The organism is Luteibacter sp. CQ10, assembly GCF_040900725.1.
In the GTDB taxonomy this organism is placed as follows: domain Bacteria; phylum Pseudomonadota; class Gammaproteobacteria; order Xanthomonadales; family Rhodanobacteraceae; genus Luteibacter.
The window spans coordinates 735,142-754,000 of the sequence record NZ_JAEUYM010000001.1 but is presented as its reverse complement, the minus strand read 5'-3'; the positions used below and the strand labels follow the sequence as shown (position 1 = coordinate 754,000).

General features: G+C 67.3%; 14 protein-coding genes. 3 read left to right on the top strand and 11 right to left on the bottom strand.

The window, feature by feature from the left end:
- Positions 1-17 precede the first annotated feature (17 nt).
- Positions 18-1,649: a serine hydrolase gene (locus JNG39_RS03425; RefSeq protein WP_368309676.1), complete on the bottom strand. Its 1,632-nt coding sequence runs from the start codon at positions 1,647-1,649 to the stop codon at positions 18-20.
- 70 nt (positions 1,650-1,719) lie between these two features.
- On the bottom strand, positions 1,720-2,613 hold the full coding sequence (locus JNG39_RS03420) for a DMT family transporter (protein WP_368309675.1): 894 nt from the start codon (positions 2,611-2,613) through the stop codon (positions 1,720-1,722).
- 98 nt (positions 2,614-2,711) lie between these two features.
- Here JNG39_RS03420 and JNG39_RS03415 point away from each other — a divergent pair, with 98 nt between their 5' ends.
- Positions 2,712-3,590: a LysR substrate-binding domain-containing protein gene (locus JNG39_RS03415; protein ID WP_368309674.1), complete on the top strand. Its 879-nt coding sequence runs from the start codon at positions 2,712-2,714 to the stop codon at positions 3,588-3,590.
- Positions 3,591-3,746: 156 nt separating this feature from the next.
- Here JNG39_RS03415 and JNG39_RS03410 read toward each other — a convergent pair whose 3' ends face one another.
- From JNG39_RS03410 to JNG39_RS03395, 4 genes are all read right to left on the bottom strand, one after another.
- Entirely contained in the window at positions 3,747-5,576 is a 1,830-nt protein-coding gene (locus JNG39_RS03410; protein WP_368310803.1) for an ABC transporter ATP-binding protein, read from the bottom strand.
- Between the two features lie 30 nt (positions 5,577-5,606).
- Positions 5,607-6,242: a Pr6Pr family membrane protein gene (locus JNG39_RS03405; RefSeq protein WP_368309673.1), complete on the bottom strand. Its 636-nt coding sequence runs from the start codon at positions 6,240-6,242 to the stop codon at positions 5,607-5,609.
- A gap of 5 nt (positions 6,243-6,247) precedes the next feature.
- A complete protein-coding gene (locus tag JNG39_RS03400) occupies positions 6,248-8,197 on the bottom strand; it encodes a M1 family metallopeptidase (protein WP_368309671.1) in 1,950 nt (649 codons plus the stop codon).
- A gap of 67 nt (positions 8,198-8,264) precedes the next feature.
- On the bottom strand, positions 8,265-8,765 hold the full coding sequence (locus JNG39_RS03395) for a pyridoxamine 5'-phosphate oxidase family protein (protein WP_368309669.1): 501 nt from the start codon (positions 8,763-8,765) through the stop codon (positions 8,265-8,267).
- 216 nt (positions 8,766-8,981) lie between these two features.
- On the opposite strand from JNG39_RS03395, the gene gnd reads away from it, so the two are divergent.
- Complete coding sequence (gene gnd / locus JNG39_RS03390) at positions 8,982-9,986, top strand: phosphogluconate dehydrogenase (NAD(+)-dependent, decarboxylating) (protein WP_368309668.1); 1,005 nt, start codon at positions 8,982-8,984, stop codon at positions 9,984-9,986.
- 192 nt (positions 9,987-10,178) lie between these two features.
- Here gnd and JNG39_RS03385 read toward each other — a convergent pair whose 3' ends face one another.
- The 5 genes from JNG39_RS03385 to JNG39_RS03365 all read right to left on the bottom strand — a co-directional run bounded on the left by JNG39_RS03385 (position 10,179) and on the right by JNG39_RS03365 (position 16,083).
- Positions 10,179-11,141 carry a cation diffusion facilitator family transporter gene (locus JNG39_RS03385; RefSeq protein ID WP_368309667.1) on the bottom strand — a complete coding sequence of 321 codons (963 nt, stop codon included), beginning with the start codon at positions 11,139-11,141 and terminating at the stop codon, positions 10,179-10,181.
- 209 nt (positions 11,142-11,350) lie between these two features.
- Positions 11,351-12,334, bottom strand: a complete 984-nt coding sequence (locus JNG39_RS03380) for a malate dehydrogenase (RefSeq protein ID WP_368309666.1) — start codon at positions 12,332-12,334, stop codon at positions 11,351-11,353.
- A gap of 37 nt (positions 12,335-12,371) precedes the next feature.
- On the bottom strand, positions 12,372-13,571 hold the full coding sequence (locus JNG39_RS03375; RefSeq protein ID WP_368309665.1) for a pyridoxal phosphate-dependent aminotransferase: 1,200 nt from the start codon (positions 13,569-13,571) through the stop codon (positions 12,372-12,374).
- 148 nt (positions 13,572-13,719) lie between these two features.
- Positions 13,720-14,226: a peptidylprolyl isomerase gene (locus tag JNG39_RS03370; protein WP_144910614.1), complete on the bottom strand. Its 507-nt coding sequence runs from the start codon at positions 14,224-14,226 to the stop codon at positions 13,720-13,722.
- Positions 14,227-14,352: 126 nt separating this feature from the next.
- A complete protein-coding gene (locus JNG39_RS03365) occupies positions 14,353-16,083 on the bottom strand; it encodes a 3-hydroxybutyrate oligomer hydrolase family protein (protein WP_368309663.1) in 1,731 nt (576 codons plus the stop codon).
- A gap of 553 nt (positions 16,084-16,636) precedes the next feature.
- Here JNG39_RS03365 and JNG39_RS03360 point away from each other — a divergent pair.
- Positions 16,637-18,829 (top strand): pilin, encoded by a 2,193-nt coding sequence (locus tag JNG39_RS03360; protein WP_368309662.1) that lies wholly within the window; start codon positions 16,637-16,639, stop codon positions 18,827-18,829.
- Positions 18,830-18,859 lie beyond the last annotated feature (30 nt).

Genomic DNA, 18,859 nt, shown 5'->3' with positions numbered 1-18,859 from the left:
AGCAAGAGCGGCGTCTTTCAGTTCCGGCTCTCGACCGGTGCCAGGCGCAGGTCCTGGAAGTCGAAACTGAAGTCCGTCAGCGGCGAGACCGGTTCCATGCGCACCTCGCGCACCTTGCCGTCGGGATCGAGCGCGAAGTTCACGAAAGCGTCGCCGTTGAGCGAGCGGTCGTTCCAGTGCGCGATGAAGGTGTCGTGCTGCCACGGGTCGAGCGTGCCGGTGAGCTGGGCCGTCTTCGCGAAGCGCATCGTCAGCTTGCCGCCCTGCTTCTCCACCACCACGTCGCCGTACCACGGATCGCGGTAGGTGCCCACGTAACCGTCAAGCGGCAACGATGGCTTGGCACCCTTCGCGCGGGCCGCCTCGTGCTTCTTCATGCTGTCGTCGGCGTTGGCCTGCGACTTCTTCACGGCCGCCGCGTAGGCGGCGATCCAGTCGGTCTTCGGCGCGTCCAGGTACGCATCGAGCGCGCGCATCGTCACCGCCTGGAAGGCGGCGCCGCTTTCCTGGTTGGTGAGCACCACGATGCCGAGCTTGAGGTCGGGCACGAGGGTCAGGCGCGACACCATGCCGGGCCAACCGCCGGTATGCCACACCAGCTTGTGGCCGCGGTAATCGGACACGAACCAGCCTTCGCCGTAGCCCGAGAAATTGGGCTTGGTCGCCTTGAGTTCGGGCACGCTCGGCTCGGGGATATGGATGGGCGTGAGCAGCGACCACATCTCGTTCTGGCGCGCGGCCGAGAACAGGCGCTGTTCCTTGCCGGCCGCGTCGGTGTAGGTGCCGCCCGCCAGCTGCGCGTTCATCCATTTGGCCAGGTCGTGCACGCTGGCGTAAATGCCGCCGGCCGCTTCGTTGTTGCGCCACGACATCGGCTCGACCGGCTTCAGGTCCTTGAAGTTGAACTTGGCGTGGCCCATGGCCACGTCGTCGCTCGGGCCGATGCGCTCGGGTGCGTTGATACGCGATTCGGTCATGCCCAGCGGAGTGAAGATGCGCTGGCGCACGAACTCGGCATAGGGCAGGCCCGAAACCTTCTCGATGACCAGCCCGGCCACCGCGAACAGGATGTTGTCGTAGGCGTACTCGGCGCGGAAGCTGTTGGTCAGCGGCACGTGACGCAGGCGCTGCACGACTTCCTCGGTGGTATAGGTGGTGGCGGGCCAGTACAGCAGGTCGCCCGCACCCAGGCTCAGGCCGCTGCGATGCGCCAGCAGGTCGCGGATGCGCATTTCGCGGGTGACGTAAGGGTCGGACATCTGGAACCACGGCAGCCTGTCGACCACGCGGTCGTTCATGTCGAGCTTCTTCTCGTCGGCGAGGATCGCCAGCGAGGCCGCCGTGAATGCCTTGGTGTTCGACGCGATGGCGAATTGCGTATGCGCATCCACCTTCGCCGGATCGCCCAGCTTGCGCACCCCCGAGCCCATTTCCATCACCACGCGCCCGTCCTTGACGATGGCCACGGCGATGCCCGGTACGTCGAACTGCTTGCGGGTGGCGTCCACGTAGGCCGCGAAGTCGGCCAGTGCCGTGGGGCTTGCCGCCGTCGCCGCGGGCGGCGTCGCGGGGGCGTCCTGGGCCTGCGCGGCCAGGCCGAACACGAAGCTGGTGACGCCGAAGGCGAGGAGGTAGCGGAGTCGCGTCATGGATATCCCCTGTGCGAAGCAACGGAAGCGGCGACTATTCCACGCCGCGCCCACAGGGGAAAGAGCCCTCTCAGCCCTTGCTTTTCTGGCTGAAGATGACGCTGCCCAGGATGATGGCCCCGGCCAGGGCCATGCTGGGCGTCAACGCCTCGCCGAGGAACATCCAGGCCCAGGCCACGCCGAACAGCGGCACGAGGTAGGTGGCCGTCGCTGCACGCGAAGCGCCGATGCGTTGGATGAGCCGGAAATAGAAGGCGTAGGCCAGGCCCGTGGAGAGCACGCCCAGCGCCACCACGCAGGCCCACGACTTCGCCGGGATCGGCGCCTCGGGCCAGGTCAGCGCGGCCAGCGGCGCGGTGAGGATCGTGGCACCCAGCAGGCATCCGGCCGCCACCGCCGTGGGGGCGATGTCGGACAGGTACTTCTTGATGAGGTTGGCGGCGAGGCCGTAGCAGAACGACGCGGCGGCGCCGGCCAGCGCAGCCAGGGCCACGTTGTCGCCCGAGGTGCGGCCGCTGGCGAGGATCACCACGCCGACGAAACCGGCCACGAGGGCGATGGCCTTGCGCGTGCCGATCTTCTCGCCGAAGCCGACGAAGGCCACCAACGCCGCGAAGAGCACGGTCATGCTGTTGGCGATGGCACCGATACCGGCCGGCGCGCGCTCGGCACCCCAGGCGAACAGGGTGAAGGGAATCGCCGCGCTCAAGGCGCCCAGCGCCAGCATCTTCCACAGGTGCGGCACGCGGATGCTCGCCCGCGCGCGCCACAACAGCGGCAGCAGGATCACCGAACCGAACAGCAGCCGCGTGGCCACCATGGGAAACGGACCGAAATCGTTCGCGGCGACGCGCATGAAAAGGAACGACCCTCCCCAGATGGCACCCAGGGCCACCAGCTCGGCGCCGGTGCGCCAGTCACGCGCGGGGGTCTGGAGAATGGGATCGGCGGGGACCGTGGACATGCGAACCTCGTTTGTGGCTGATCGTCATTGTGGCTGGAACCTTGCGCTTCACAAGCGCATTCTTTGCAAGCCAGCCTCTCATTCCATTCATCCCTCCCATGCGTTCCGCCCTTCTTCCCGCCCTCGCCGCCTTCACCTCGGCCGCCCGCCACCAGAACTTCGCGCACGCCGCCGAAGAACTGCACCTCACGGCCAGCGCCGTGAGCCACCACGTGCGCAAGCTGGAGTCCGCCCTGGGTGTCAGCCTGTTCCAGCGCCATGCCCGCGGTGTCGCCCTGACGCCCGAGGGCCGCCTGCTGGCCGATGCCGCCGGCTCGGCCCTGGCCGAGGTGGAATCGGTGCTCGACAGCCTGCGCCAGCACCGTCGCGCCAATGGCGTGCGGATCAGCGTATTGCCGTCGTTCGGAGCCAACTGGCTCACGCCGCGGCTCCGGCGTTTCACCGAGGCCCATCCCACGGTAAGACTGTCCATCGACACCGACCGCTCGCTCATCCGTTTCGAGGAAGGCGGTCCCGACCTCGGCATCCGCTACGGGCTCGGCCAGTGGGCCGGGCTCACCTCGCGTTTCCTCATGGACGATTCGCTGCAACCGGTGGCATCGCCGGAGCTCGCCGCCGGGGTGGACACCGTGGACGACGTGAGCAAGCTGCCGCTGCTCGCCGACATTTCCCCGGAAGGGTGGCGCGAATGGTTTCGCGCCGCGGGCGTGCGCTATCCGCGCGGCGGCACGGTGCACACGCTGAGCGACTCGGCGGACAGCCTCAACGCCGCGGCGGTCGGGCTGGGCGCCGTGTTGGCGCGTACGCGCCTGTCGGCGGCACACCTGGCGGATGGGCGACTGGTTCGCCTGCCGGGGCCGACGTTGCCGACGCGGTACGCGTATTACGTGGTGCATCCATCCAACAGGCAGCCGACCGCGGCGGCGCAGGCGTTCATCGGGTGGATCGAGCGGGAAGCCGTCGAGCCGAGAGGGTGAGGCCCGACCAGTCGCACCGCACTGGATCCCTGCTTTCGCAGGAGCAACGTGAGGTTCTTCGCCCGCGACGGTGAATCTCGAAGCTCGTCGCTCCTGTACAAGCAGGAACCCCGCCCCTCCCCTCCCCTCCCGGCAAGGCCATGCGCTACATCGGCTCTACTCCACCCCGACGAAGCCACCCGTCTGGTGCGCCCACAACCGCGCGTACAGCCCACCGTGCTCGATCAGCTCGGCGTGGGTGCCGGTCTCCACGATGGCGCCCTTCTCCATTACCACCAGACGATCCATGCGCGCGATCGTGGACAGGCGATGCGCGATGGCGATCACCGTCTTGCCCTGCATGAGCGTTTCGAGGCTTTCCTGGATGGCGGCCTCGGCTTCGGAATCCAGCGCCGAGGTCGCTTCGTCGAGGACGAGGATCGGCGCATCCTTCAACAGCACGCGCGCAATGGCGATACGCTGGCGCTGGCCCCCGGAGAGCTTCACCCCGCGCTCTCCCGCGTGGGCATCGAACCCCCTGCGCCCCTCCCCGTCGGACAGGCCGGGGATGAATTCGTCGGCACGCGCCTTGCGCACGGCGTCGAGCAACTCGGCCTCGCTCGCGTCGGGACGGCCGTAAAGCAGGTTGTCGCGAATGGAGCGGTGCAGCAGCGAGGTGTCCTGCGTGACCACGCCGATCTGCGAGCGCAACGACTCCTGGGTGACCTCGGCGATGTCCTGGCCGTCGATGCGGATATGCCCACCCTCGAGGTCATACAGGCGCAGCATCACGTTCACCAGCGTGGACTTACCCGCGCCCGACGGTCCCACCAGCCCGATCTTCTCCCCCGGCCGCACCACGAGGTCGAGCCCGCCGATGACGCCGCCGGCCTTGCCGTAGTGGAAATGGATGTCCTCGAACCGGACCTCCCCCTTCGCCACTCGCAAGGGCTGCGCATCGACACGGTCGACCACGGTGCGTTCGCGCGAAATCGTGGTGATGCCGTCCTGCACCGTACCCACGTTGTCGAAGATGCCGTTCACCACCCACATGATCCAGCCGGACATGTTGTTGATGCGGATCACCAGGCCCACGGCCAGCGCCACCTGCCCCGTGGATACCGTGCCACGCACCCACAGCCACAGCGCCAACGCGCTCGTACCGGCGATGAGCAGGCCGTTGAGCGAGGTGATGGACACGTCCATCGAGGTGATCATGCGGTTCTGCACGCGCACCTTGCCCGTCTGTTCGCTCATGGCCTCCCGCGCATAGGCTTCCTCGCGATTCGTGTGCGCGAAGAGCTTCAGCGTCATGATGTTGCTGTAACCGTCGACGATACGCCCCATCAGCTTGGAGCGGGCCTCGGACGCGTGCCAGGAACGCTCCTTCACGCGTGGCACGAAGAACGCCAGCATCGCGACGTAGCCCGCGATCCACAGCACCAGCGGCAGGGCCAGCCACACGTCGGCCTTGGCGAAGAGATACACCGACGTGCCCGCGTACACGCTCACGTACCACATCGCATCCACCACCTGCACCGCCGATTCGCGCAGCGAGGGCGCGGTCTGCATGATGCGGTTGGCGATGCGGCCAGCGAAGTCGTTCTGGAAGAACGCCAGGCTCTGCTTCAACACGTAGCGATGGTGCTGCCAGCGCACCAGGTTGGTCATGCCCGGCGCCAGCGTCTGGTTGACCAGCAGATCGTGCAGCCCGATGAAAAAGGGCCGCAGCACCACCACCACGAAGGCCATCCATGCGAGGGTTTTCCAGTGCGTGGAAAAAAACACGGCGGCGGGCGTCTTCTGCGCCATGTCCACCACGCGGCCGAGGAAGTCGAACAGCGCCACCTCGATCAGGGCCACCGCGAGCCCCACCAGCAGGGCCACCGCGAAGATCTTCCAGACCTGGCGCAGGTAATAGGCGTAGAAACGGACGACGCTCGTCGGCGGGGTGCTGTCGGGCGCCTCGCGGAAGATGTCGATGAGGGATTCGAACCAGCGATAGATCATGCGGGCATTCTATGCCTGCTCGATGCCCTACGGCATGTCCCGGCGCCCCAGCCGGCGGTCGATCGCCACGTAAACGGCACCCAGCAGCACGAATAGCGCGCCCACCACGAGCGAATGGATCAGCACCTGGCCGTAGCCGAGCTCGTCGACGTTCATGAACGGATACGGGTATTCATGCACCACGGCGCCGCGCACCAGCGTCCAGACGGCGAAAACCAGGGGAAAGGCCAGCCAGCGACGCACGTCGCTCCAGGCCAGCGTGCCGTGATCCTGCAGCGCCATCCACCAGAACACGTAGAGCGCCGGCACGACGTAATGCACGGCGCGGTCGGCGATCAGCTGCGGCCCCATCGGGTGCCATTGCGCCTGCAGGATCACCATGTAGACCAGCCAGGTGACGGTGATCGACAAAGCGGCCAGGCCGCGCACGCGCGCCGAGCGCAACGCCTTGAGCGGACGCCAGTCGCCCCCCGTGACCACGGCGGTGGCCACCAGGGCGACGAGCAGGTTGGAGAGGATGGTAAAGAAACTGAAATAACGTACGGTCACCTGCAGCACCGGACCCGACCAGAGGATCAGCCAGTACTGCAACATGAGGGCCGGCCACGCCACCGCCGCGACGACGATGGCGAAGAGGTTGGACAGCGCGGCACGGCCGACCATCGGAGTCAGCGCGGCCAGCTGTTGTTGACTCGATCGCGGTCGGGCACGCGGTGGTCCGGGTCGATCGTCGCGGCCACCACGTGCTTCCCGCCCGGCACGGTCACGTCGAAGCTCGTGTGCTGCTGCCAGGTTTCCACGGGAATGCGGACGTCGCGCGTGCTCTTGTCATCGAAGGTGACGCGCAACGTGGCGGGCATCGGCAGGCGATCGAGATTGGCGACGGTCACCGTCGAACCGTCGATGCCGGTCACGGCAAGGTCCACCTGCCAGTTGTTGGCGTACCAGCCGCGCCAAAACCACGAGAGATCTTCGCCGGCCTGGCTTTCCATGAGGCGGAAGAAGTCCGACGGCGAGGGGTGCTTGTAGGCCCACGTGGCGATGTACTTGCGGAACGCGGGATCGAACCGTTCCGGTCCGATGATTTCCTCGCGCAGCAGCACGAGGCCCAGCGCGCCCTTGAAGTAGGTGGCCGGGTGGCGGTACTTCTCCTTGACCATGTCGGCGCCCATCAGCAGCGGTGGCGCTTCCTGGTCGGCGAGCAGGGGCAGGATCTCATCCACGGGGTTGCCGCCCTTGGGGGCGTATTCGCCGTCGCGCTTGGGGGCGAACTCGCCATGGTGGAAGGCATCGGCCTCATACACGTCGATGAAGGTGTTGAAGCCTTCGTCCATCCACGCGTCGCGACGCTCGTTCGAGCCCACGATCATCGGGAACCAGGTATGGCCGATCTCGTGCGCGGTGACCATGTGCAGGTCCTTGGGCGACGCCTTCATCGGGTCGAACACGATGCCCGGGTACTCCATGCCACTGGCGGCCGAACCGCCTTCGTTGATGGCCACCGGGTAAGGGTACGGATACCACTTCGTCGAGAAGTGCTCGACCGATGCCTTCAGGTATTCGGTGGAGCGATTCCACGACGCCTTGCCCGAGCTTTCCACCGGGTAGACGGACATGGCCAGCGCCTTGCGGCCCTCGGGCAGGTTGATGCGCGCCGCGTCCCACACATAGGCCGTGGACGCGCCGAAGGCGACGTCGCGGCTGTTCTTCATGCTGAATTTCCAGGTGAGCGTGCCGCCCTTCTTCGGGCGGCTGGAGGGATCGGTCACCTCGGCCGGCGTGCGGATCATCACCGTGGCGTCGCTCTCACGCGCCTTCGCCAGGCGCTCGCGCTGCGTCGCGGTGAGCACGTCCTCGGGATTCACCAGCTCACCCGACCCGGCGACGATCATGTCCGAGGGCACGGTGATCGCGTAATCGAAATCGCCGTACTCCAGGTAAAACTCGCTGTTGAGGTAGGGTGCGGTGTCCCAGCCGCGCAGGTCGTCGTAGACGCACATGCGGGGATACCACTGGGCCATCTCGTAGATGTTGCCGTTCTTCGACGGCGCGAATCCGGTGCGGCCGCCGAAGTCGCCGGGCAGGTCGTAGGCATACTCGATGGTGAGCGATACCTTGCCGCCGTGCGCGGCCAGCGATTGCGGGAGACGAACCTGCATGCGCGTGTCGCTCACCACGTAACTGGCTTTGGCGACGTGGCCGCCCTGCTCGACCGTCACCGTGGCGATGCGGTAGCCGTCGGTGTGCCGGTCGGCCGCGTCGCCCTTGCGGCTGCGATGTCCCGCCGTGAAATTGCCGCGTGCGTCCTCGCGAAAACGGTTCTCGTCCAATTGCAGCCACAGCACGTCGAGGTCGTCGGGGCTGTTGTTGGTGTAACGGATCGTCGCCTTGCCGACCAGGGTGTTCTTCACCGGGTCGAGCGTGGCCGCCAGGTCGTAGTCCGCGCGGTTCTGCCAATACGACGGGCCGGGCATGCCGCTACCCGACCGGTACGCGTTGACGGGCTGGGGATAGTCGAACGGCGCGAATGCCTGGCGCGGATCGTAATTTTCCGCAACAGCGGCGAACGAAGCGCCCAGCGCAAGGCTGGTCGCCAACAGGCGAAGGGACGGTTTCATGGTGGCACTCGTGGGACGACAGCGCAGACTAACCTCCGCCGCGCCGCCGCCCCAACCGTGCCGAAAGTCAGGGGCGGGTGAAATCGACCTTGCGGTTGTCGCCGACGTCCGGCGTCTGGCCCGTGATGCGCGCCTTCAGGTAATCGAAGGCGATCACCATCTTCGACGACGGCGCATCCCAATATTCGGCGGTGTCCACGTCGACTCGCAAAAGGGCCAGGTCGGGATCGTCCTTGCCGTCGGGGAACCACGTCTTGATCCACTCGTTCCAGTGCGCGTCGATGGCGGCACGGTCGTCCACCATCACCGCGGCGCCGGACAGCGAGACGTAGCTGTTCTCGGAGGCGTTGGCGTAGGCGGCATTGACCTGGTGATGCCCGGCGACCTCGGCCACCTTCGGCGAGCTCTTGCGCGTGAAGAACCACAGGCTGCCGTCGAAGCCTTTCTGCGAGGCGACCATGGGCCGGCTATAGAGGCGTCCGTCACGCTCGCTGGTGAGCATCGCGACGCGCGCGTCCTTGATGAGGCTCCAGATCTTGTCGTAATCGTCCTGGCGGCGTTCGGTCATGTCGTGCTCCGATTTTCGGGAGCGATGAGCCTCCCACCCCTCCGCTCAACGCCTCGTCAAGCCTGGATGACGATCCGGCCGGGCGATCGCGACGTTCGACTTCCCGGCCGCCAGAACGCACTATTACACCCCTGGCCGCCGTCGTGGGTCTCCCACCGCTTGCATCCCACGCCGGCAGCCGCATATCTCCCCCGTCGAAATCACGAGGATCCACGCATGAAAATCGGTTTGATCGGTCTGGGCCGCATGGGCGGCAACATCGCCCGCCGGCTGATGAGGGACGGTCACCAGACCGTCGTCTACGACAATAACGCCGACGCCCGGGCCGCGCTGGCCAAGGACGGGGGCGAAGCGGTCGAATCGCTCCAGGCCCTCGTCGACGCCCTGCCCTCGCCCAAGGCCGTGTGGGTGATGCTGCCCGCCGGCGAGATCACCGAGACCACCATCCAGACCCTGTCCGGCCTGCTGGGCAAGGACGACATCATCATCGACGGCGGCAATACCTTCTACAAGGACGACGCCCGCCGTGCCGAAGAGCTCGCGACCAAGGGCATCCACTATGTCGACGTCGGCACCTCCGGCGGCGTGTGGGGCCTCGATCGCGGTTACTGCATGATGATCGGCGGTGACAAACCCACCGTCGACCACCTCGACCCGATCTTCAAGACCCTCGCCCCGGGTGCCGGCGACATCCCGCGCACCGAGGGCCGCGAAGGCCGCGATCCGCGCGTCGAGAACGGCTACATGCACGCCGGTCCGGCCGGCGCGGGTCACTTCGTGAAGATGATCCACAACGGCATCGAGTACGGCATGATGCAGTCGTTCGCCGAAGGCTTCGACATCCTGAAGAACCGCAACGGCACGCAGCTTCCCGAGCGCGAGCGTTACGATCTCGACATGGCCGACATCGCCGAGGTGTGGCGTCGCGGCAGCGTGGTGTCGTCGTGGCTGCTCGACCTCACGGCCAGCGCACTGGCCAAGGGTCCCGAGCTGGACAACTACTCCGGTTACGTCAACGACTCGGGCGAAGGCCGCTGGACGGTCAACGCCGCCATCGAGGAAGCCGTGCCGGCCGAGGTGCTCACCTCCGCCCTGTTCGCCCGCTTCCGCTCGCGCCAGGACCACACTTACGCCGAGCGCCTGCTCTCGGCCATGCGCATGGGCTTCGGCGGCCACATCGAAGGCCGTGGCACGCCGCCGAAGGAAGGCGAGCACTCGTAAGCGTCGGAAAGCCCCGGGGTGGGAGCGGACCGTGTCCGCGAACCCTCGGGGTAGCTAATGCGAACGAGGCCATGCAGTGATCTTGCGAGCGGTAAACGCCCGCCCGGTCATCGCAATGCCTCGTTCGCTCCAGGCAAGGCCGAGGGTTCGCGGACACGGTCCGCTCCCACCCAGGCACCGTCACCGGGTGACCTAAGCCTCATGGCCATCCAGCTCCCTCAACCGCTCCCGCCACCGCTCCGGCGTCTGCGGTTTCACGAACAAGGCCACGATCGGCAGTTTCGCATCGCGGGCCGCCTGCTCCATGCGGCGCACGCAATCCTCGATATCCGCCGTGGTAAGGCCATCCTCGAACTCGGTGGAAATGGCGACCAGGACCTGGTCGGGGCCCAGCTGATGCGTCAGCGAGCCGTTCACGCTAAGCACGCCGGGCACTTTCGACACCACCGAGCACACCTTCTGCAACAGGTGTGGATGCGCCGATTCGCCGATGAGCAGGGCCTTGCTCTCGCGCGCCAGCAGCACCGAGGCCAGCGCCAGTACCACCGAGATGCCAACCGACGCCCAGCCGTCGAAGCGCGCGTCGCCGGTCGCATGGGACAGCCACACGCCCAGCGCGGCCAGCGCGAGACCCAATAGCGCCGCGCTGTCCTCGAACAGCACCGTAAAGGTGGTCGGATCCTTGGAACCGCGGAACGCCTCGAAATAGGTCATGCGCCCTTTCCGCCGGCGAACGCTCCTGAGCGACAACCACCATGACGAGCCTTCGAACAGCGCGGCGATGCCGAGCACGAGGTAATTCGTCGTGGCGTCGCCCAGCGGTTCGGGCGCGAGTATCCGGCCCACGCCTTCGTATAGGGAAAAGCCGGCGCCGAGCGACAGCACCAGCAAGGCCACGATGAAACTCCAGAAATACAGTTCGCGCCCATAACCCAACGGATGCTCGCGATCCGGACGCCTGTGCGAACGGCGAAGGCCGTAGAGCAGCAGGATCTCGTTGATGCTGTCCACGAGGGAATGCACCCCTTCGGAGAGCATCGCCGAGCTGCCGGTGAGCGCGGCGGCAATGAACTTCGCAACGGCGATGCCGACGTTGGCAGCCAGGGCGGCGTAGACGACGAGTTTGTTTTCGGAGGCCATGGGGTAATGGTTCATGGCATGGCGTCGTGGCGCGGTCAAGAACCGTAGCCAGGCCCTCGCTAAAACCAGCTTCACGGCACTGGATGCCTGCGTTCGCAGGAGTGACGTCGCTCTGCGCACGCAGGAGCCCAGCGCCTAGGTCGTCGACGTCGCGACGGCGCCTCCTACGAAAAAAGGCCGCACCTCGCGGTGCGGCCTCTTCGAATGAAACCCTCCCCGCCCGCTTACTTGGCGAAAAGATGCTCCACGCCGGCGCGCTCTTCGCGCAGTTCCTTGTGGGTGGCGTCGATGCGCGCCTGCGAGAACGCGTTGATCTCGAGGCCCTGCACGATCGCGTACTTGCCGTCCTTCACCGTCACCGGGTAGCCGAAGATCACGCCCGGCTCGATGCCGTAGGAACCGTCGGACGGGATGGCCATCGATACCCAGTCGCCCTCGGCGGTGCCCAGGGTCCAGTCACGCATGTGGTCGATGGCGGCCGAGGCGGCCGAAGCGGCCGACGAGGCGCCGCGCGCCTTGATGATGGCCGCGCCGCGCTGCTGCACGGTGGGAATGAAGTCGCCTTCGTACCAGGCCTGGTCGACCTGCTCCAGCGCCGGCTTGCCCTTGACCGTGGTCGTGTGCAGGTCGGGGTACTGGGTGGAGCTGTGGTTGCCCCAGATGGTGAGCTTCTTGATATCGGTGGAATGCGTGCCGGTCTTCTCGGCCAGCTGCGACAGCGCGCGGTTGTGGTCGAGGCGGACCATCGCGGTGAAGCACTTCGGATCGAGGTCCGGGGCGTTCTGCTGGGCGATCAGGGCGTTGGTGTTGGCCGGGTTGCCGACCACCAGCACGCGCACGTCGCGCTTGGCGTGGTCGTTGAGGGCCTTACCCTGCGGGCCGAAGATGGCGCCGTTGGCCTCGAGGAGATCCTTGCGCTCCATGCCCGGGCCACGCGGACGCGCGCCGACGAGCAGCGCGTAGTCGACGTCCTTGAAGGCGACGTTGACGTCGTCGGTGGCGACCACGCCGGCCAGCGTCGGGAACGCGCAGTCGTTGAGCTCCATCACCACGCCCTGGAGGGCCGGCAGTGCCGGGGTGATTTCGAGCAGGTGCAGGATCACCGGCTGGTCGGGGCCGAGCATGTCGCCGGCGGCGATACGGAACAGGAGGGCATAGCCGATCTGGCCGGCTGCGCCGGTCACGGCAACGCGAACGGGTGCTTTCATCTTGCGACTCCTCGGGGATCTGTCTGGGGACTTGCGATCAGGAAAGCTCGGCGAAGAACTCGACGATGCGGGCCATGCCCTTGTCGAGCGCCTCGTCCGGGCACGAATAGGAAATGCGCAGCGCACGCGGCTCGCCGAACGCGGAGCCCGGCACGCAGGCCACGCCCTTGGCCTCGACCAGCACGGCGCAGAAATCGACGTCGGAGGTGATCTCCACGCCGTTGTGCTTTTTGCCGAACGCCACGGAGATGTCGGGGAACGCGTAGAACGCGCCCTGCGGACGCGGGCAGACCACGCCGGGGATCGAAACGAGCGCGTCGTAGACGCGATCGCGTTTGATCGCGAATTCCTTGCAGCGGGCGGCGGGGATGTCCTGCGGCCCGCTCAGCGCGGCGACGGCCGCGGCGGTGATCACTTCGGGCAGGCTCGTGATGTGGTTGGAGTTGAGCGTGGTGACCGCCTTGGCCACCGCTTCGGGCGCGGCGATGAAACCCACGCGCCAACCCGGCATGCCGTAGGTCTTCGACAGCGAATCGGTGAAGATCACCCGGTCTTTCAGCTCCGGACGCAACTGCACGAAGTTGTGGTAGCCGACGTCGTCGAACACCATGGTGTTGTAGATGTCGTCGGTGATGATCCAGGTGTCCGGGTAGTTCACCAGCACGTCGGCCAGCGCGGCGATTTCCTCGCGCGTGTAGACCATGCCGGTGGGATTGGACGGATTGTTGAAGAGGAACACGCGCGGCTTGCGCTTAAGTGCTTCCTCGAGCTGCGCGGGGGTGAGCTTGTAGTGCTGCTCGGGCGGGCACGGCAGGATGTTGATCTTCGCGCCGACGATCTCGGCGATGTCGAGGTAGCTCGTCCAGTACGGGGCCGGGAAGACGATTTCGTCGCCTTCGTCGAGCAGCGCCTCGGCGAGGTTGTAGAGCACGTGCTTGGCGCCGATGCCGGTGGAGACGTTGGCACGGCCGTAGCCGGTGAGCCCCAGCGCTTCGATGTGCTTGAGGAAGGCATCCACCAGCGCGTCGGTGCCGCGGTTGCTGCCGTACTGCCCCGAATCCTTCGCCAGCGCCTCGCGGGCGGCGGCGTAGACGTGCTCGCCGGGGAGGAAATTGGGCACACCGATGGAAAAGCTCACGATGTCGCGACCTTCGGCCTTGAGGCGCTTGGCCTTTTCGGCAATGACCATGATCGCACTGGGCTTGGCGCGGCCCATTCGCGTGGCGAGCTTCGGCATCGGTTCCTCGGCGGGTTGGGGGACGGAGCAAAGGCCGTCATTTTAGCATGCGTGCCGCCGCTTCGCGGCGGATCGCCGATGCGATCGGCGAATCCCGGACATGAAAACGCCGCCCGAAGGCGGCGCTTTCCTCACCGAACCGCCCGCCTCAGCGAGCGTCCAGCGTCTCGTTCCACTTCGACACGTTGGCCGCCTGCTTCTCGAGCAGCGCGTCCACATCGCCGGACACCTCCACCTTCTCGATGGTGTCGTCCTGGCGGATCGCATCGACCACCTTCTGGTCTTCCGGGCCGACGATTTCGCCGAACACGCTGTGCTTGCCGTCCAGCCACGGCGTGGGGCCGTGGGTGATGAAGAACTGCGAACCGTTGGTGCCCGGACCGGCGTTGGCCATCGACAGGACGCCCGGCTTGTCGTGCTTGAGGCTGGCGTCGAACTCGTCGCCGAAGCGGTAACCCGGGCCGCCACGGCCCGAACCCTCGGGGCAGCCGCCCTGGATCATGAAGTCGGCGATGACGCGGTGGAACGAGAGGCCGTCGTAATAGCCACGCTTGGCCAGGTTGACGAAATTGGCCACCGTCATCGGGGTCTTCTCGTCGTGCAGGCGCAGGTGGATATCGCCCTTGTTGGTCTTCATGGTGACGTTGATGGTCATCTCGATTCCTGTAACTCGTTGAAAATCAGGCCGATCGCCTTCGGCGGCCGGTCCAGGGGACCGCAAAGGCTACCGAAGATGGCGCCCGTTCCCCAAGAGTTCAAGCGGAATCTCGTGAGGACCGGGTCACGGCAGTGGCAACGCCAGGGTATCGGGCGTCAACGGCCCCGGCCCACGCGGGCGGGTGTCGCGAACGGCTGCGTCTTCGGGGAGCGCCCGGCCCTCGCTCAGGTGGCTCCACGCGCGGTCCAGGGCGGCGAAGCCGAAGGGCAGCAGCGGCGCGTGCCGGTCCGAAAAATCCTGGAACGAAAGGAAGGCGTCGAAGTGCTGCGCATAAGGCACCTTCCAGAACACCGGCCGACGGCCGGAGGCGCGCAGCCACTTCACGTAGGGCTCCGAGCTGAAGGCGGCCGGGATCATGCCGTCCTGCGCGCCATGCACCACCAGCACCGGCAGTTCGACCCGCGGCAGCGCGACGGCGGTGGCGTGCACGGCCTCGCGCAGGCGGGGCGCATCGGCTCCCTGCCCCAGCCAGAGGTCGCGCAGGCAGAGAAGGCCCGGCAAGGTCGGGTCCAGCGACAGGTCGGTGCCGCCGACGAGCGCGATGCCCGGGCCCGGCGGCACGCCCGACCCCTCGGCCCACCACGCCGAGCGGACCGCGGCGGCACCGCCGACGGGCTGCACCCGGTAGGCGAAGCCACACGGCATGTCACCCGCGCCACGACGCAGGTACGCCGACGCGTAGGACACGTTCACCGTCCGCCACAAATCGAGGGAGGTGGTCGATGCGGCCACCTTCAACGCATCGTCCTGCCAACCGCTGTCGCGGAGCGCCGCCAGGGCCTCGCGGGCCTGTCCCTGGGGCGTATTCGCGGTGAGTCGTCCGTGCGCGCGCAAGGCGGCGCCACGTAACGCCCATGCGGGCGGCTGGGCCATGCCGATGCGTGCGAACGGCACGCCGTCGAACTCGGGTGCCGCCAGGGCGGCGGCCAACAGGATCCCCGCCTCGGTGGCGTAGTCGTAAAAAGGGCGCCCGTATCCTTCCACGTGGATATTCGGCTCCAGCGCCACCACCGCATCGAGCATGCCGTCGACGTCTTCGCCCGCCGCGCGCAACACGGCACCACCGCCGTTCGACAGGCCGGTGGCGATGAGGGTGGTGTTGTCCGCCGTGAAAGGCGCTTCGTCGGGAAACGCGCGATCGAGCATGGCGAGGCCAAAGCGCGCGGCCTGCAACACGTGGCGGCCCCAGTCGGCTTCCGGGTTGTCGCCCGAATGCGCGTGTTTCGCCGCGAGACCGGTGTCGGCGGATAGATTCTTCGGCTCGAATTCGAGCGGCGCATCGCCGACCTTCGCCCGCGTGCCGTCGAGCATGACGCCCGTGCCGTCCGCCGGGTCGAAATAGCCCGAACCCGCGGCCTTGTCGGTATACGCCACGGCGAAACCCTTCGGCAGGCCCCAGCTGCCCGCCAGCGCGATGGCGCCGTAGATGCCGCGCGTGCCCGACGATGCGGCGACCACGAGCACGCGCCTGGCCTTGTCGAATGCGTCCGGCACCTGCACGAGCACGCGATGCGACGCGCGGGCCCCCGGCAGAGAGGCGAAGGCGGTGAATTCACAGCCTGGCACGTCGGGCACCTCGCCGTAGACACGGCCGAAGCCACCCAGCGGTCCGAGGTCGGCGATCCCTTTCCAGTTCGACTGGATGGCCCGACGACGCAGCTCGGCCGCCGTCGGTGCGAGCGGGTTGGCGAACGGCGTCGTCAGGCCGGCAAGGCCGCGCAGGCCGAGGCCCGCGCTGAGGAGGTCGTCGCCGTTGCGGTGGGTGGTGACTCGTACTTCGCCGAAGGTATCCATGCACGGAAGATGCGCGACTCGACCCTCGGTGCGCAAGCAAGCAAGCGATCCATTCGCTGGCGGGAATGCATGTTTCCACGCGCCATCGGCGCGAAAAGCTGCACATCACCGCCGGGCGAAAACCGACTTCAAGGCGCTGGGCTCCCGCTCTCGCAGGAGCGACGAGCTACACGATTAACCGCCGTGCATATAACCCCTCACATCGCTCCTGCGAGAGCGGGAGCCCAGTGCCTCGAGGTCGGTCATCCGGTGACATCCATCAGCGCCAAAGGATGCACCCAAAACCCGTCACGAGAACCCCTTCCAACCAAGCGCACGAGCGACGAGCTACACGATTTATCGTTGCGCAAGAAAAACCTCACGTCGCTCCTGCGAAAGCAGGAGCCCAGCGCCTTGCATCCGGTCGTCGCGTGGCGATGATGCGCCGCTCTTCGCGTCGGAAAACGCACCGATACGTGCGTTCGCGCCAGCGAGTGAGCCGATCGTCTGCGCGCGGCCGGTCGCGCGCAGGTACACTCCGAATCCAAGGAAAACCACCAGGGGAAAACGCGCAATGATTGCCCGTCGCATCGTCCTGTCCGCCACCGCGATCGCGGTGGCCCTCGGACTCGCCGCCTGCCATTCGAAGGACGACACGCCCGCCACCGATCCGAAAGCCGTCGCCGCCGCGCAGACGGCGATCTCCTCTACCGCATGGCTACGCCAGCACCTGCCCGCGCATACGGTGGCCTACCTGCGCATTCCGTCGCCGTGGAGCATGCTCGGTGGCGTGCCGAACGGTCGCCCGCTCGACGCAGCGCTGTCGACCCAAGCGCATCTCGATGCCGTGGCGGCCATTCGCGATGGCATCGGCAAGGACAAGGTACTGGCCGACCTCAAGCTCGCGCCCGCGCTGAGCCTGCTGCTGTCCGACCTGCGCTCGCCGGTGGAAGTAGCGCTGGTCGATCCGGTGGGCATTCCCTCCCCGGCCTCGCGCGCCGTGGCGACGATGACGCTCGACTTCGCCAGCGTGGATGCCTTCAACGCGCGCATCGCTTCGCTCGACAAGGGCGATACGCCCATCCTTCCCGCGCCGCTGGATACCGAAGGCCGCGGCCGGCTCGCGTCGGGCGCCACCCTGCGCTACGACGTATCGCAACACCGCCTGTGGATATCGCAGGCCATGCGCGAATCCCCGGGCGAGCAGACCCTCGACCAGATCGTGGCCGACGCCGCCAAGCCTTCGCAGGCGGCGGCCCCGGATACCCTCGTCGCCCTGGAATCGCGCATCGACACCTCCGGCGAAGGCCTGTTCGGGTGGGCCAGCGTGCGCGGCCTGGGCGGCGTCGCCGCGGCGCAGGCGGGCGACGCCTCGCTGGGCAAGCTGCCCGGCGACTTCGCCAGCAAGGCCGATGCCGTCGCCTTTGGCGGTGGTACCGTCGACGGCCGCGGCACCTTCCGCATCGTGGTGCATGCGCCGCAGGCACGCGCGCTGACCTACCTCACGCCCACCGCGTTCGCGCCCACGATCAAGAGCGCCGGCGAGCCGCGTTGGGCGATGACGCTCAGCCTGCCCAGCGCCGACCACTACAAGACCTTCGAGAACAACCTCACGCTGGACTTCGGCCCCCACGCCGCCAAGGCCTACCACGAGGCATTGGCCCGCGTCGGCAAGCGGTATCACTTCGACCCGGCCCGCTACCTGTCGTGGTTCGGCCCGGAGATGCTGGTGTTTTCCGACGACGCGGGCCTGTTCTTCGCCCTGCACTCGCCCGACCGCAAGGCCTGGTACGACTTCGTCAAGGGCAACGCATCCATCGGCTGGAAAACCGGCGAGGCCGACGTCGGCGGCACATCCGTGCATTGGCTGACCGTGCCCGGCGGTGCCGCGGACACCCTCCCGCCCGATGCGGACCAGGGCACGCGCGGCCTGTTGCGGTTGATCGACCGCATGGGTAGCAAAACCTGGTGGATCGAGGACGGCGACTGGATCGTGATGGCGAAGGTGCCTCAGGCCCTCGCCGACCGCGTGGCGGCCAAGCCCGACGTGGCCCTCGACGGCTGGTTCAAGCAACGCGCCTATCCGGGCGCCCGCACCCTGCTGGGCTTCACCGCCACCTCGCACGGCGCGCAGCGCGACGCCTATTACACGTACATCGAGTTCCTCCAGGCGCTCGGCGCCGTGACCGGGTCGGACGTGAACATCGCCGCCCTGCCCGCCGCGCATACGCTGGGCCTGCCCGACAAGGGCGTGCTCGGGGCGGCGCTGGAAGTGGACGCCGATACGCTGGGCATCTCGTTCACCTACGAGCAAAGTCCGGTCGAGCTGGTCGGTCAGGCCGGCGGCACCGGGGCCGTGGCCACCGCAGCGATCCTGGCGGCCATCGCCGTGCCGCAGTACCAGAACTACACCCTGCGCGCCCAGGTCGCCGGCGCCCTCACCGCCGCCGACCCCGTGAAGGAGGCCGTGGCCCGCAAGCGGCTGGCCAGCGGCCGCTTCCCGGCCAACAACGCGGCGGCGGGCCTGGGCAAGCCGGAGACGCTGGGCAACGACTACGCGGGCGCGGTCACGGTCGGCCAGGGCGGCGAGATCGTGGTGTCGCTGGACGGCACCCCGCCGCGCAAGGCCGATCCCAAGCTCGACATGGGCGAACTCGTGCTCACCCCGCGGGTGGAGGAAGGCCGGGTCGACTGGAGCTGTTCGGGCGAGGGCATCGACCCGAAGTACCTGCCGGCGAGCTGTCGCGACCAGCCGCTGGAGCCGTAGGAAAAGCCCTCGGGCGGGGCCCGCCGTCGC

What these genes read in the sequence shown, in the direction of transcription:
- JNG39_RS03425 (WP_368309676.1), bottom strand. Translation starts at nt 1,649, where the DNA reads ATGACGCGACTCCGCTACCTCCTCGCCTTCGGCGTCACCAGCTTCGTG.
- JNG39_RS03420 (WP_368309675.1), bottom strand. Translation starts at nt 2,613, where the DNA reads ATGTCCACGGTCCCCGCCGATCCCATTCTCCAGACCCCCGCGCGTGAC.
- JNG39_RS03415 (WP_368309674.1), top strand. Translation starts at nt 2,712, where the DNA reads ATGCGTTCCGCCCTTCTTCCCGCCCTCGCCGCCTTCACCTCGGCCGCC.
- JNG39_RS03405 (WP_368309673.1), bottom strand. Translation starts at nt 6,242, where the DNA reads ATGGTCGGCCGTGCCGCGCTGTCCAACCTCTTCGCCATCGTCGTCGCG.
- JNG39_RS03400 (WP_368309671.1), bottom strand. Translation starts at nt 8,197, where the DNA reads ATGAAACCGTCCCTTCGCCTGTTGGCGACCAGCCTTGCGCTGGGCGCT.
- JNG39_RS03395 (WP_368309669.1), bottom strand. Translation starts at nt 8,765, where the DNA reads ATGACCGAACGCCGCCAGGACGATTACGACAAGATCTGGAGCCTCATC.
- gnd (WP_368309668.1), top strand. Translation starts at nt 8,982, where the DNA reads ATGAAAATCGGTTTGATCGGTCTGGGCCGCATGGGCGGCAACATCGCC.
- JNG39_RS03385 (WP_368309667.1), bottom strand. Translation starts at nt 11,141, where the DNA reads ATGAACCATTACCCCATGGCCTCCGAAAACAAACTCGTCGTCTACGCC.
- JNG39_RS03380 (WP_368309666.1), bottom strand. Translation starts at nt 12,334, where the DNA reads ATGAAAGCACCCGTTCGCGTTGCCGTGACCGGCGCAGCCGGCCAGATC.
- JNG39_RS03375 (WP_368309665.1), bottom strand. Translation starts at nt 13,571, where the DNA reads ATGCCGAAGCTCGCCACGCGAATGGGCCGCGCCAAGCCCAGTGCGATC.
- JNG39_RS03370 (WP_144910614.1), bottom strand. Translation starts at nt 14,226, where the DNA reads ATGACCATCAACGTCACCATGAAGACCAACAAGGGCGATATCCACCTG.
- JNG39_RS03365 (WP_368309663.1), bottom strand. Translation starts at nt 16,083, where the DNA reads ATGGATACCTTCGGCGAAGTACGAGTCACCACCCACCGCAACGGCGAC.
- JNG39_RS03360 (WP_368309662.1), top strand. Translation starts at nt 16,637, where the DNA reads ATGATTGCCCGTCGCATCGTCCTGTCCGCCACCGCGATCGCGGTGGCC.